The sequence below is a fragment of the Amycolatopsis sp. NPDC024027 genome (genome assembly GCF_040638975.1).
Classification (GTDB): domain Bacteria; phylum Actinomycetota; class Actinomycetes; order Mycobacteriales; family Pseudonocardiaceae; genus Amycolatopsis.
Genome location: NZ_JBEZYY010000019.1, coordinates 48,711 through 62,636 on the forward strand (window position 1 = coordinate 48,711; position 13,926 = coordinate 62,636).

The 13,926-nt window shown below is 73.6% G+C and carries 13 protein-coding genes; 12 read left to right on the plus strand and 1 reads right to left on the minus strand.

Annotation, left to right across the window (positions count from 1 at the left end; all coding sequences use genetic code 11):
• The first annotated feature begins 41 nt into the window (after positions 1-41).
• From pgsA to AB0F52_RS36455, 6 genes are all read left to right on the plus strand, one after another.
• On the plus strand, positions 42-668 hold the full coding sequence (gene pgsA, locus AB0F52_RS36430) for a phosphatidylinositol phosphate synthase (RefSeq protein ID WP_360180798.1): 627 nt from the start codon (positions 42-44) through the stop codon (positions 666-668).
• Positions 665-1,582: a phosphatidylinositol mannoside acyltransferase gene (locus tag AB0F52_RS36435; RefSeq protein ID WP_360180800.1), complete on the plus strand. Its 918-nt coding sequence runs from the start codon at positions 665-667 to the stop codon at positions 1,580-1,582. Before pgsA ends, AB0F52_RS36435 begins: the two co-directional genes overlap by 4 nt.
• Before the next feature lie 18 nt (positions 1,583-1,600).
• Positions 1,601-2,746 (plus strand): glycosyltransferase family 4 protein, encoded by a 1,146-nt coding sequence (locus AB0F52_RS36440; protein WP_360181130.1) that lies wholly within the window; start codon positions 1,601-1,603, stop codon positions 2,744-2,746.
• Complete coding sequence (locus tag AB0F52_RS36445; protein WP_360180802.1) at positions 2,743-3,225, plus strand: NUDIX hydrolase; 483 nt, start codon at positions 2,743-2,745, stop codon at positions 3,223-3,225. The genes AB0F52_RS36440 and AB0F52_RS36445 overlap by 4 nt, the downstream gene beginning before the upstream one ends.
• Position 3,226: 1 nt before the next feature.
• Positions 3,227-3,481, plus strand: a complete 255-nt coding sequence (locus tag AB0F52_RS36450; RefSeq protein ID WP_360180804.1) for a hypothetical protein — start codon at positions 3,227-3,229, stop codon at positions 3,479-3,481.
• A gap of 190 nt (positions 3,482-3,671) precedes the next feature.
• On the plus strand, positions 3,672-4,181 hold the full coding sequence (locus AB0F52_RS36455; RefSeq protein ID WP_360180805.1) for an XdhC family protein: 510 nt from the start codon (positions 3,672-3,674) through the stop codon (positions 4,179-4,181).
• A gap of 128 nt (positions 4,182-4,309) precedes the next feature.
• Here the strand turns inward: AB0F52_RS36455 and AB0F52_RS36460 are convergent, their stop codons facing one another.
• Positions 4,310-6,418, minus strand: a complete 2,109-nt coding sequence (locus tag AB0F52_RS36460) for an elongation factor G-like protein EF-G2 (RefSeq protein ID WP_360180807.1) — start codon at positions 6,416-6,418, stop codon at positions 4,310-4,312.
• A gap of 135 nt (positions 6,419-6,553) precedes the next feature.
• Here AB0F52_RS36460 and AB0F52_RS36465 point away from each other — a divergent pair, with 135 nt between their 5' ends.
• The 6 genes from AB0F52_RS36465 (at position 6,554) to AB0F52_RS36490 (ending at position 13,898) form a co-directional block, all read left to right on the plus strand.
• Positions 6,554-7,996 carry an FAD-binding oxidoreductase gene (locus tag AB0F52_RS36465; RefSeq protein ID WP_360180809.1) on the plus strand — a complete coding sequence of 481 codons (1,443 nt, stop codon included), beginning with the start codon at positions 6,554-6,556 and terminating at the stop codon, positions 7,994-7,996.
• Between the two features lie 32 nt (positions 7,997-8,028).
• Positions 8,029-9,012, plus strand: coding sequence for a DUF5937 family protein (locus AB0F52_RS36470; RefSeq protein ID WP_360180811.1), 984 nt, complete (start codon positions 8,029-8,031; stop codon positions 9,010-9,012).
• Between the two features lie 88 nt (positions 9,013-9,100).
• Positions 9,101-10,024: a pyridoxal 5'-phosphate synthase lyase subunit PdxS gene (gene pdxS, locus AB0F52_RS36475; RefSeq protein WP_360181133.1), complete on the plus strand. Its 924-nt coding sequence runs from the start codon at positions 9,101-9,103 to the stop codon at positions 10,022-10,024.
• 504 nt (positions 10,025-10,528) lie between these two features.
• A complete protein-coding gene (locus AB0F52_RS36480; protein WP_360180813.1) occupies positions 10,529-11,293 on the plus strand; it encodes an alpha/beta fold hydrolase in 765 nt (254 codons plus the stop codon).
• A gap of 45 nt (positions 11,294-11,338) precedes the next feature.
• Positions 11,339-11,647: an acyl carrier protein gene (locus AB0F52_RS36485; RefSeq protein WP_285992472.1), complete on the plus strand. Its 309-nt coding sequence runs from the start codon at positions 11,339-11,341 to the stop codon at positions 11,645-11,647.
• A complete protein-coding gene (locus AB0F52_RS36490) occupies positions 11,634-13,898 on the plus strand; it encodes an amino acid adenylation domain-containing protein (protein WP_360180815.1) in 2,265 nt (754 codons plus the stop codon). The genes AB0F52_RS36485 and AB0F52_RS36490 overlap by 14 nt, the downstream gene beginning before the upstream one ends.
• Positions 13,899-13,926: the final 28 nt, after the last annotated feature.

Below are 13,926 nucleotides of genomic sequence, written 5' to 3' on the forward strand. Positions count from 1 at the left end.
TCGCCCACCCGACCCTCGTAGCCAGGTGCCTCGACGAACCGATGCTCAATATCTTCGCGCGTGCCTCCGTCTCCCGCGTCACCGATCCGATCGGCCAGGCGCTGGTCCGCGCCGGGCTGACCCCGAACGCCATGACCGTGTTCGGCACCGCCGGCGCGGTGGTCTGCGCGCTGGTCTTCTTCCCGAACGACCACCTCCTGTGGGGCACCTTCACGGTGTGGGGCTTCGCCATGCTCGACATCCTCGACGGCGCCATGGCCCGCGCCCGCGGCTACGGCACCCCGTTCGGCGCGGTGCTCGACGCGACCTGCGACAGGCTGGTGGACGGCGCCCTGTTCGCCGCCATCGCCTGGTGGTGCTTCGTCGTCGACGACAACCACCCGGCCGCCGCCGCGGCGCTGCTGTGCCTGGTCCTCGCCCAGGTCATCTCCTACGTCAAGGCCCGGGCCGACGCCTCCGGCCTGCCGGTCGACGGCGGGCTCGTCGAGCGCGCCGAGCGGCTGATCATCGCGCTGGTCGGTACCGGCCTGCACGGCTTCGGCATCCCGTACACCGTGGACGTGACGCTCTGGCTGCTCGCCGCCGGATCGGTCGTCACCCTGGTGCAGCGCTTCGCCGCCGTGGCGAAGGCGGCCCGCGAGGCCGCTCCGGGGGAGCAACCGGCATGAGTGGGCTGACCGAGCGGCTGAGCGCGTTCGGCTATGCGGCCGGCTGGAAGCTGGCCGGCTGGCTGCCCCCCGGGTTCGGCGGCACGGTCTTCTCCCTCGGCGCCGACCTGGCCGTCCGCCGGGACGGCGGGGGCGTGCGGCAGCTGCGCGCGAACCTCGCCCGGGTGGTGCCCCAGGCCGACCCGGCCGAGCTCGACGAACTGACGCGGCGCGCGATGCGCTCGTACGCGCGGTACTGGCACGAGACGTTCCGGCTGCCGTCGATGGACCACAAGGAGGTCAGCGCCAAGGTCGCGGCCTCGATCACCGGCGTGGAGAACCTCGACGCGGCGCTGGCCGAGGGCAACGGCGCGGTGATGGCCCTGCCGCACAGCGGCAACTGGGACATCGCCGGCGTCTGGCTGGCCGACTACCTGGGTGGCTTCACGACCGTGGCGGAACGGCTGAAGCCCGAGTCGCTCTACCGCCGGTTCGTCGAGTACCGGGAGTCCCTCGGCTTCGAGATCGTGCCGCTCACCGGGGACAGCTCGGCGATGCGCGTGCTGCTGAAACGCCTGCGCGAGAACAAGGCGGTCTGCCTGGTCGGCGACCGCGACCTCACCACCAGCGGCATCCCGGTGAAGTTCTTCGGCGAGCCCGCCCGGCTGCCCGGCGGCCCGGCGCGGCTGGCCGCGACGACCGGCGCGGCGCTGATCCCGGCCGGCTGCTGGTTCACCGAGGACGGCTGGCAGATCCGGCTGCACCCGCGCATCCGCGTCACCGCGCGGGCCGAGGTCCCGGCGGCCACCCAGGCACTGGCCGACATCTTCGCCGGCGACATCGCCGCGCACCCGGCCGACTGGCACATGGTGCAGAAGTTCTGGCCCGCCGACCTCGAGGCCGCCGAGCGGGTCAGCCTCGAAGAAGCGAGCTGACCGGTGGCCACGCGGCCGATGCGGGTCGGGATCGTGTGCCCCTACTCCTTCGACGTGCCCGGCGGGGTCCAGGGGCACGTGATCGACCTGACGAAGGCGCTGCTCGCCCGCGGGCACCAGGTGTCGGTGCTGGCACCGGCCGACGAAGACGCCGAACTCCCGGAGTTCGTGCACCCGGCGGGCAAGGCGCTCGGCATCCGGTACAACGGCTCGGTCGCGCGGCTGCAGTTCGGTCCCGTCTCCTACGCGCGGGTCCGGCGCTGGATCCGCGACGGCGACTTCGACGTCCTGCACCTGCACGAGCCCGCCGCGCCCAGCCTGTCCCTGCTGGCGCTGCTCATCGCGGACGGGCCGATCGTGGCGACGTTCCACACCGCGACGACCCGCTCCCGCACGCTGTCGGCGTTCCAGCCCGTGCTGCGGCCGCTGCTGGAGAAGATCACCGCGCGGATCGCGGTGTCCGCGCTGGCCCGCCGGGTCCAGGTCGAGCACGCGGGCGGCGACGCCGTGGAGATCCCCAACGGCGTCGACGTCGAATTCTTCTCCTCGGCGCTGCCGCTGCCCGGCTACCCGCGGGCCGGCGGCACGGTCGGGTTCGTCGGCCGGTTCGGCGAGCCGCGCAAGGGCATGGGGGTGCTGCTGGAGGCGCTGCGGCGGATCCTCCCGGAGTTCGAAGACCTGCGGCTGGTCGTGGTCGGCCGCGGCGACGAAGACCAGCTGCGCCGCGACGCCGGGCCGGAGCTGGCCCCCCACCTGGAGCTGCTGGGTCAGGCCGACGACCACGTGAAGGCCCAGGCGCTGCGCAGCGTCGACGTCTACTGCGCGCCCAACACCGGCGGCGAGAGCTTCGGGATGATCCTCACCGAGGCGATGGCGGCCGGGACCCCGGTGCTGGCCAGCGGGCTCGACTCGTTCCGGCGGGTGCTCGACGACGGCCGCGCCGGCCAGCTCGTCGAGACCGGTGACCCGGCCGCGCTCGCGGACGGGCTGCGCGAGCTGCTCGGCGACCCGGCGCGCCGGGCGTCGCTGGCCGCGGCGGCGGGGGAGCGCGTCACGATGTACGACTGGTCGGTGGTGGCCACGCAGGTGCTGCGGGTCTACGAGACGGCCGTCGCCGCCGACCCCCGGCGGGTCGCGGCGCCGGAGCGGGAGCCCGCCCGGTGAGCGTGCTCGGCTGGTTGCTCCCGGTGCTGGCGGTGATCGTCGTGCTGGGCGGGCTCTTCCTGGTGGCGACGGCGAACCGGCTCGACCGCCTGCACGTCCGCACGGACGCCGGCTGGGCCGCGCTGGACTCGGCGCTGGCGCGCCGGGCGGTGGTGGCGCGGGCGGTCGCTCTGGTGCTGGGCGACACGGGCTTGCGGACGTCGGCCGAACGCGCCGAAGCGGCGCCCCGGGCCGAGCGCGAAGCCGCGGAGAACGAGCTGACGCTGCGGCTGGGCCGCGTCGACCGGACGGGCCTGCCGGCCGAGCTGGCCGAGGAGCTGACCGACGCCGAGCACCGGGTGGTGATCGCCCGCCGCGTCCACAACGACGCCGTCCGCGACACGCTGCGCCTGCGGCGGCGGCGGAAGGTGCGGTACTTCCGCCTCGCCGGGACCGCGCCGCTGCCGGAGTACTTCGAATTCGCGGAGCCGGAGGTCTGAGATGTGGTGGGTGGTCGTCGAGGAGCAGCGCGGCATGGGGGACAACCGGAACTGGTCGCTGTCGGAGACGTTTCCACTGCCCGACCAGGAGACCGCCGAGGCCGAGGCCCTGCGGCTCGCGCACGAGTACCAGCCCGCCTACCCGTGGTCGCCGAAGTCGCGGAAGGTGCTGCGCGGGCCGGGCGGGTACCTGGTGATCGTCGACGGCCGGACGTCGACGTTCCACTTCCGGCTGAGCGTGCTCGAAGAGCTCTGAAACCACGGCGGCCCCCGGCGCGTCGGACCGCTCGCCGAGCAGCACCGGCCGCCGCGGCCGTCGTCGCCGCGGAACCGGCTGGTGCTGCGCGTGAGCGACGGGTACCTGGTGCTCGTGAAGGGCAAGACCGACCTGTGGCAGTTCCGCGTGACGGTGGGCGAGCAGGCCGGCGGCTGACACACTGGGCGGCATGAGCGAGACCTGCGACGTCGCCCACGGCACGGCTCCGGCCGATCCGGGGCTGCGGACCCTGGTGGCGGTGTTCGCGTCGCCGGTGTCCCGGTACCTGCTGAAGTTCGCGAAGGACCTCGGGTACCGCGTGGCGCTGTTCGAGCCCGACGCCGCGCGCGGCACGGACGTGCCCGAGGGGTTCGAGGCGGAGACGACGCTGCCGCCCCTCGACGCGTCCGCGGACGTGGTCGTCACCGATCACCACCGGCCCGAGCTGGGGGCGGTGCTGAAGGCCGCGCTCGCGGGGGAGCCGCGGTGGGTGGGCGTGCTCGGCAACCCGCGTCACCCGGGCCCGCACGTGGCCGCCTTGCGGGGGCTGGGCGTCGCCGAAGCGGACATCGCCCGGGTACACCGCCCGGTCGGGCTGAACATCGGCTCCCGCACCCCGCCGGAGATCGCGCTGGCCACGCTGGCCGGCCTCCTGGCCGACCGGAACAACCGCCCCGGCGGCTTCGACTTCACCGCGTAGGCCCGCCCGACCGGACGACGCGCGTACCCAGGCGGACGACACGGCGGCCGGCTCGGCTTTCCGCCGTGTCGTCCATCCACGTGCGCGTGTCGTCCGGCCAGGTACGCGTGTCGTCCGTTGCGGTCGGGCTAGTGGACCGCCATTCCCTCCGGCATCGGCTCGAACCTGGCGTGGCGGCGGGTGAACGTCGCCGTGCCCGAGGTCATCGAGCGCAGGTCGATCAGGTACCGGAGCAGTTCCGTCGCCGGGACCTCGGCCCGGATCACCGTCCGGCCGCCTTCGCCCGCTTCGGTGCCCAGCACCCGGCCGCGCCGGGACGACAGGTCGCCGAGCACCGTGCCGAGGTGCTCGTCCGGCAGCCGGATCGCCACCTCCTCCAGGGGCTCGAGCATCGTGAGGTGCCCGTTCGCCGCGGCCTCGCGCAGGGCCAGCGCGCCCGCCGTCTGGAACGCCGCGTCCGAGGAATCCACGCTGTGCGCCTTGCCGTCGACCAGGGTGACCTTGACGTCGACCACCGGGTGGCCGTCCGCCAGCCCGCGCTGCAGCTGGGCGCGCACGCCCTTCTCCACGCTCGGGATGAACTGGTGGGGCACCGAGCCGCCGACGACCTTGTCCACGAACTGGAAGCCGCCGCCGCGCGGCAGCGGCTCGACCTCGATGTCGCAGACGGCGAACTGGCCGTGCCCGCCGGACTGCTTCACGTGCCGCCCGTGGCCCTTGGCCGGCTTGGCGAACGTCGAGCGCAGGCTGATCTTCACCGGCTCGGTGTCGACGTCCGCGCCGCCCGCGCGCAGCCGCGAGAGCACGACGTCGGCGTGGGCCTCGCCCATGCACCACAGCACCAGCTGGGCGGTCTCGGCGTTGCGGTCCAGCCGCAGCGTCGGATCGCCGGCGACGAGCCGGGAAAGGTTGCGGGCGAGGGTGTCCTCGTCACTGCGGGTCTTCGCGACAACCGCCACCGGCAGCAGCGGTTCCGGCATCGCCCACGGCTCCATCAGCAGCGGGTCGTCGGGGGAGGAGACGGTGTCGCCGGTCTCGGCCGAGCCGACCTTCGTCAGCGCGCAGAGGTCGCCCGCGACGCAGTAGGGCACTTCCCGCAGGGAAGAGCCGAGCGGCGAATACAGGTGGGCGACGCGCTCGTCGGCGTCGTGGTCTTCGTGGCCGCGCTCGGCGAGGCCGTGTCCGGACACGTGCACCGGGCGTTCGGGGCGGAGCGTGCCGGAAAACACCCGGACGAGGGACACCCGGCCGACGTAGGAGTCCACGGCCGTCCGGACGACTTCCGCGGCGAGGGGGCCCGCGGGGTCGGCGGTGATCGCGGCGTGCTCGCCGCCGTCCGGCGTGGTGACGTCGGGGGGCCGGTGCTCCAGCGGGGAGGAGAACGCGCGGACGATGCCGTCGAGCACCTCGGCCAGGCCCACGCCGCTGGTCGCGCACACCGGGATGACGGGGTGGAAGGAGCCGCGGGCGACCGCGGTCTCCAGGTCGGCGATGAGGGTGGCCTCCGCGATCTCCTCGCCGGCGAGGTAGCGGTCCATCAGGGACTCGTCCTCGCTCTCGGCGATGATCCCTTCGATCAGTTCGTTGCGGGCCTCGGCCAGCCGCTCCAGGTCGGCCGGGGCGGGCTCGCCGACCGTCGGCGGGTGCCCGCCGGAGTAGTCGAAGTACCGCTGGGTGATCAGCCCGACCAGGCCGTCGCCCGCGGGGAGGTACAGCGGCAGCACGCCGGCGCCGAACGCGGCCTGGCAGGCGGCGATCTCGGCCGTGGCGTCGGCCCGGTGGTGGTCGAGCCGGGAGACGACGACCGCGCGAGGCATCCCGACCGCGGCGCACTCCTCCCACACCGCGACCGTCGCCGCGTCCACGCCTTCGGCGGCGGAGACGACGAACAACGCCGCGTCGGCCGCCCGCAGCCCGGCCCGCAGCTCCCCGACGAAGTCCGCGTACCCGGGCGTGTCGATCAGGTTGATCTTGTGGCCCTGGTGCAGCACCGGCGCGACCGAGAGGCCGACCGAGCGCTGCTGGCGGACCGCCGCCGGGTCGTGGTCGCACACCGTCGTGCCGTCGACCACCGAGCCCGCCCGCGGCACCGTGCCGGAGGCGGCGAGCAGGGCTTCGGCGAGGGTGGTCTTCCCGGAACCGGCCGGGCCGACGAGCACGACGTTGCGGACCTTGGCGGGGTCGTTTACAGCGACGGCGGCCCCGGTGTCGGCGTTCTTGGCTTGTTTGTCGGCCATGACGACTCCTCGGCGAACGGCTGGTGGACGAGATGTGTCCTCGATCACACACCCGCTACCCTGGTCACGGCAAGGCAAGGCCCCCGGGACCAGCCGAATGCCCCCGGGGGAGGCGCGGCGCGGGGGAGTGGTGGCGTGGACAGGCGGGCTTTCTTGCGGATTTCCGGGGCGGTGCCGGTGGCGGGCCTGGCGGGGTGGCCGCCGCCGGACGACTGGAAGCGGCTCCGCGCCCGGCTTTCGGGGCCGCTGTTCCGGCCCGGTGACCCGGCCTACCCGGAGGCGAAGCAGGGCTTCTTCACGATGTACGACGACCGGATGCCGGCCGCGGTCGTCGGCGCGGCGCGCGTCGAGGACGTCCAGGCCGCGGTGGGGTTCGCCGCCCGGCACCGGCTGCCGGTCGCCGCACGCGGCGGCGGGCACAGCTATCCCGGGTATTCCACTGTGGACGGCGGCATCGTGGTGGACCTGAGCCGGTTTTCGGGCATCGACGTGCGTCCGGACGGCCGCGCGGCGATCGGCGCCGGTGCCCGGCTGGGGCCGATCGCGGCCACGCTGGCCGCCCACGGCCGGGTCCTGCCGGCCGGCTCGTGCGAAACCGTCGGCATCGCCGGGCTCGCCCTCGGCGGCGGCGTCGGCCTGGTCGACCGGAAGCACGGACTGACGTGCGATCACCTGGAGGCGGCGCGGATCGTCACCGCCGACGGCCGGGTGCGCACGGTGTCGCGGGCGGCGGAGCCGGATCTGTTCTGGGCGCTGCGCGGCGGGGGCGGCGGCAACTTCGGGATCGTCACCGGCTTCACCTTCCGGACCGTGCCCATCGCGGACGTCGGCACGTTCAAGCTCACCTTCCCGCCGGGCACGCAGGCCGCGCTGCTGGCCGCCTGGCAGGAGTGGCTGCCGGGGATGCCGGACGAGCTGTGGTCGGGGGTGAACATCGACGCGGCGACCGCCGTCACCAGCGGGACGTTCCTCGGCAGCGAAGCCCGGCTGAAGGAACTGCTCGACGACCTCGTCCGCCGCGTGGGCACGCCACCGGCCGACCGGGAGGCGCGGGTCACCGGCCACCTCGCCGCGATGCGCTCGTTCGACGACCACGAGGGCCGGCCCGGCGCGGTCGCGGCGCGCGCGGCCTACGTCGGGACTTCGCGCATGCTGCTGCGGCCCGTCACCGATCCGGCCGCGGTCGTCGAGGTGCTGACCCGGGCGCCGCGCGTCGGCACGCTCGTCGACTCCGCCGGCGGCGCGATCGCCCGCGTCGGAGACCGCGAGACCGCCTTCCCCCACCGGTCCGCCCTGGCGAGCTTCCAGTTCCTGCACGGCGCCACGCCCGAGGACGGCGGCGAAGCCGAAGCCCGGCGCGCGCTGGCCGCGGTGCGCGACGGGCTGGGGCCCGAGTTCGGCACCACCGGGTACGTCAACTACCTCGACCCGGACATGCCGGACTGGGCCCGGGCGTACTACGGGGTGAACCTGCCGCGGTTGCGCGCCGTCGCCCGGAAGTATGACCCGCGCGGGCTTTTCGCCTTCCCGCAAGGGCTTTCCGAGCCCCGGCCGATCGTCCACAAGGGAGGGTCTTAGACTGCGCCGGATCCCGCCGGCAGGAGGCAGCAGTGCTCGACCTGGCATTCTCCACAGAGGACCTGGCGCACACCCGGTTCGCGTTCTCCCCGGCCTGGGAGATCGTGGCGAGCGTCCGCGTCCTGAACCAGCCGGGGCAGCACGCCCTGCACCTGCCGTGGATCAAGCGCGCCACCGCGGCGCTGGCCGGAGCCGGCCTCGACATCGGGTTCCTGCGCGACCTCGTCCCGCTGCGGCACCTGCCCGGGTTCCTGGCCGGGACGCCGTCGACGCCGTTGCCCGAACTGGCCGACGAGCTCGCCGACCTGCGGGACGTGCCCGCCCGCCTGGTCCGGCGCGAGCTCGACGCGATGGCCGGGCCGCGCTCGCCCGCGCTGACCCGCCTCCACCGCGAGCCGGAGGCGGGCCTGGAGCGGCTCGCGACGCTGATGGAGCGGTACTGGCACCTCGTGCTGGCCCCCGACTGGCCGCGGATCCGGGCGCTGCTCGAAGCCGACGTGCTGTACCGGTCCCGGCTGCTGGCCCAGGGCGGGGCCGCCGAGCTGTTCAACGACCTCACCCCGCTGGTCCGCTGGCAGGGCGGCACGCTCACGGTCGCGCACCGGCACCTGCACGCCGCCGTCCCGCTCGACGGGCGCGGCCTCGTGCTGGTGCCCTCGGCGTTCGTCTGGCCGCGGGTGTTCTCCAAGACCGACGCGCGCTGGCAGCCGGTGCTGCGCTATCCGCCGCGCGGGATCGCCACGCTGTGGGAGACCGGCACGGCCACCGCGCCGGGCGCGCTGGCCGCCGTGGTGGGCCGCGGCCGCGCGCTGCTGCTGGCCGAACTGGCCGCCCCGGCGTCCACCGCGGAACTGGCCCGCCGGACCGGGCTGAGCGCCGGGGCGGTGTCGCAGCACCTCGGCGTGCTCAAGGCCGCGGCCCTGGTCAACCGGCATCGTGCCGGACGTCACGTGCTCTACGTGCGCACCGCGCTCGCGGAGTCCCTGGTCGCGGGCGCCGGTGAAGTGGACTGCTGAGATACCCGCGGACTGGCCTGCTTCAAGGGTCCACCGCCGACCTACGCTCGGATTCGTCCACCTCTGAACCGTGTCGAAAGGCCTCGTCGTGTCCGAGCAGCAGCCCACCCCCTCCAGCGGCACCGTCCAGTCCGTCACCGGCACCGCCAAGGTGAAGCGCGGCATGGCCGAGATGCTCAAGGGCGGCGTGATCATGGACGTGGTCACCGCCGAGCAGGCGAAGATCGCCGAAGACGCCGGCGCGGTCGCGGTGATGGCCCTCGAGCGCGTGCCCGCCGACATCCGCGCCCAGGGCGGCGTCGCCCGGATGAGCGACCCCGACCTGATCGACGGCATCATCGAGGCCGTCTCGATCCCGGTGATGGCGAAGGCCCGCATCGGCCACTTCGTCGAGGCGCAGGTCCTGCAGTCCCTCGGCGTGGACTACGTCGACGAGTCCGAGGTCCTCACCCCGGCCGACTACGCCAACCACATCGACAAGTGGGCCTTCACCGTGCCCTTCGTCTGCGGCGCGACCAACCTCGGCGAAGCGCTGCGGCGGATCACCGAGGGCGCGGCGATGATCCGCTCCAAGGGCGAGGCCGGCACCGGCGACGTCTCCAACGCCACCACGCACATGCGGCAGATCCGGCAGGAGATCCGGCGGCTGACCTCGCTGCCGGAAGACGAGCTGTTCGTGGCGGCCAAGGAGCTGCAGGCGCCGTACGAGCTGGTGCGCGAGGTGGCGCAGGCCGGGAAGCTGCCGGTGGTGCTGTTCACCGCGGGCGGCATCGCCACCCCGGCCGACGCGGCGATGATGATGCAGCTCGGCGCCGAGGGCGTGTTCGTCGGCTCGGGCATCTTCAAGTCCGGCAACCCGGCCCAGCGCGCCGCGGCGATCGTCAAGGCGACGACGTTCTACGACGACCCGGACGTCCTCGCCAAGGTCTCGCGCGGCCTGGGCGAGGCGATGGTCGGCATCAACGTCGAGGAACTGCCGGAACCGCACCGCCTCGCCGAGCGCGGCTGGTAAACCATTCCGATCGGCAAAGGCCCCGTGGCGGTTCGCCACGGGGCCTTTGCCGGTCTCGGACGGGAATCTCGTCGATCAGCGGCCGGCGAGTCGAATGGCCACCCGCGGTTCCGGCTCGTGATGCTGCGCGAGCAGCCGGCGGCGGCCCGGGCCCGGTGGCCGGCCGAGATCCTTCCGGCCGTCCTGCCCGGCTGCTCCGCCGAGGACCTGAAACGGGTACTGGTCGCCGCCGTCACGTGGCCTTCGCTCGGGCGCACCACAGCAGCGTGCGGCGCCGGCTGGAGCATCTCGCCTCGGCCGGGGCGGCGGACATCGCGAAACTGAGGGGGACCGCGCCGCTGTTCGCGTCCGGCGTGCTCGCGGCTGTCCGGGTTCCTGGACGACGCCCGCGACCGCGGCAGAGGGGACGCCGTTCGAGGACTTCGCACGCTCAGAGGCGCGACCGGCGCCGTTCAGCGCGAGACTCCTGGCTGCGGCAGCCGGCCGTGGAAAGGGGCTCAGCCGATGAAGAACGCGGTGGAGGAGAAGTGGGTACGTCGCTTCCGCGACGACGACGGGTGCGAGACGAAACTGGTTTGCTTTCCCCACGCCGGTGCCGTGGCGGGGGCGTATCGCACCTGGCCGGCGGGACTGCCGTCGGACGTCGGCGTCCTGGCTGTCCGGTACCCCGGCCGGGAGGATCGGTTCGACGACCCGTTCCCGCCCGGGCTGGAAGCCCTCGCGGAGGACATCGCCGACGCGCTCGGCGAGCTGGCACGGCACCGGATCGTGCTGTTCGGCCACTGTTTCGGGGCCACGGTGGCGCACGAGGTGGCGTTGCGCCTGCAGGACCGGGGCAGTGCGCCGGCCGCCCTGTGCGTGTCCGGGACGCAGCCGCCGCACGCGCTGCCCGGCGGCACGGTGCCCAGCGCGGACGAGGACATCATCGCGCACGTCGTGGGCCTGGACGCGAGCCGCGCCGAAGCCTTCGAGAACCCGGGCATGCGAGAAGCCGTGCTCCCGGCGGTCCGCGGAGATTACCGCTTGGTGGCCGGCTATTCCGGTGGCTCGCGGCCGCCGCTGGCCTGCCCCGTTTACGCGTACGCCGGTGAGGACGACTCCGAGGTGACCCCGGCGGAGATAGCGCGCTGGGCGGACCTGACGGACGGCGCCTTCCGGCTCCGGGTGCTGCCCGGCGGGCACTTTTACCTCAAACCCCAGGAGGCCGCGCTGCTCGCGGACCTCACCGGCGTACTGGAGACCGTGCGGTCCGGTACGACGACCGCCTGAGCCGGCCGGAGAACCGCACGAAAACCAACCGGAGAGGTGCAATTCATGGCAGACGCGGCAAGTGTTCAGCAGGTCGACGAGCAACCTCGTCTCCTCGGTCTCGTCCGTTCGGCTTGGCGGGACACCCTCGGCTACGACACCCCCGACGACGACACGAGTTTCTTCGACGCGGGCGGCGACTCGTTCGTCCTCATCTCCCTCATCGCGAAGATGGCGAAGAGCTCGGGAATCACGATCACGCCCGTCGACGTCCTCCGGGCCCCCACGATCCGGGCACAGGCGGCCCTGCTCGACCGGATGAGAGCCGACGGCCGTGGCGAAGCCGAGGCGGGGCGGGCTGATGGAAACCCTTGAGGGCCGGGACGAGCACACGGTCGAACTGTGGGCGCAAAGACTGGCGAAGGTGCCGACGGTCCTGGAGGTGCCGTCGGGGAAACGCCGGCCACCGCCCGCGCCCGCACCCGGTCGCCGGCAGCCCATCGAGCTGTCCTCGCGAACCGAGGCGTTGCTCCGCGAGCTATCGCGCACCGCGAACGTGCCGCCGTCTTCCGTTCTCTTCGCCGCGTTCGGTCTCACGCTGGCCAGGCTGACCGGGGTGCGCACCTTGCTGGTCGGTGTCGGCGATCCCGCCGACCCGATCCCGGTGCGCCTGGACATCGACGAGCTGACGCCGGAAGCGTTCACCCGCCGGGTGCGCGAATCGCTGGCGTGGAGCCTGGACCGGGACGGCTTTCCCCTCGACGACGTCGTCACGCGGCTGGGCGTCGAGCGGTCCGGGCGCAGTCACCCGCTGGTCCAGGTTTTCGTGGCCCTGCCCGGCACGCGGGCGCCGGACCCCGGATCCGGGTTCGACATCGCCGTGCGGCTGGAGGACACCGGCGGGTCGTTCGCCGACTGCGCGTCGGACCTGTGGGAGGAAGACGAGGCACAGCGGTTCTTCCTGGATTGTTCGGCCGCCGCGGAACAACTCGCCGAGGCACTGGTGGCGGCCGGCACGGAGGTGACGCTGGCGGACATCCGGTGCCTCTCCGCCCGGTCGCGGGCGATCCTCGACACCGTCAACGACACCGGTGTCGTCCTCCCCGGCTCGTCGGTGGACCAGCTCTTCCGCGACGCGGCGGACCGGTGGCCGTCCGCGGTGGCCGTGCGCGACGCGGACTCGGTGCTGACGTATGCCGAGCTGGCCGTCGCCGTGGCGGAGCAGGCCCGGCTGCTGCGCGCGGCCGGCGTCGGAGAAGGCGACACCGTGCTGATCGCGGTTCCTCGGTCGGTCGCGGAGGTGGTGGCCGTGCTGGGCACGCTCTGGGTGGGCGCCGCCTACTTCGGGGCCGACCTGGCTCAGCCCGCATCGCACACCGCGAGGATCTTGGCCAAGGCCCGCCCGGCCGCCGCGATCGCGGCCGGCGACGCGGCCGGCCGGCTCGACGTGCCGCTGGTCGGTTCCTGGCACCGGGGTTGGGAGGCCGGTGGCGAGGCGGCACCGCCCGTCCGGCCCGATCCCGACCGGCTGGCGTATGTCGCCTTCACGTCGGGCTCGACCGGTTCGCCGAAGGGAGTGGCGATACCCCACCGCGGCGTGCTCCGGCTGGTCCACGACGGCAAGCACTTGGCGCTGGGCCCGGGCGAGCGCTCCCTTCGCTTGGCGCCCCTGGCCTTCGACGCGTCCACATTGGAGATCTGGGGCACCCTGCTGACGGGGGCGACGCTGGAGATCTGCCCACCGGACGTGCTGCTGCCGAACGAGATCGGCGCTTTCCTCGAGGAGCGCCGGGTCACCGTGGCGTTTCTCACGGCGGGCCTTTTCGGGCTGGTGCACGAATTCGCGAGCCGGTCGTTCGCCGGCTTGCGTCACCTCATGACCGGTGGTGACGTGGTGCCGCACGAGCACGTCAAGCAGGCGCTGGCGGAAAACCCGGGTCTCGTCATCACGAACTGCTACGGTCCCACCGAGAACACGGTCGTCACGACGTCCTGTTCGGTGCGCGAACCCGCGGACGTCGACGGGCCGCTGCCCATCGGTTCGCCGATCCGGGGAACGCAGGTGTACGTCCTGGACCACCGCGGGAGACTGCTGATGCCCGGTGCCGTCGGGGAGTTGTACACGGCCGGAGCGGGTCTCGCCTCGGGCTACCTGAACGACCGGGCGGAGACGGAGCGGGCGTTCGGGTTCTTCTCCCCGGACGTCCCGGCCCGGCTGTACCGCACCGGTGACCTGGCTCGTCTCGACGGGGCCGGCCGGCTCCACTTCCTGGGCCGGGCGGACGACCAGGTCAAGATCCGCGGCTTCCGCATCGAGCTGTCCGCGATCGGCGAGGTGCTGCGCGCCCAGGACGGAGTCGAGGAGTCGTTCGTGACGGTCACGGAAGGCGACAGCACCGACAAGAGGCTCGTCGCCGCCGTCCGGCTCACGCCGGGAACGGCGGTCACGCCGGTGGGCCTGCGCGACCGCCTGCGGGACGAACTGCCGTCGTACATGGTCCCCGCCCTCTGGGCGGTCGTGGACCAGTTGCCCATCACGACGACCGGGAAGATCGATCGACGCCGGCTGGTGGCCGCCGCCCGGCCCGTCGGCTGGTTCGCCAAGCAGGGCCGGCGGGCCGCTTGACCGGCTGCCGGCCCGCGCCGCCTCGGCG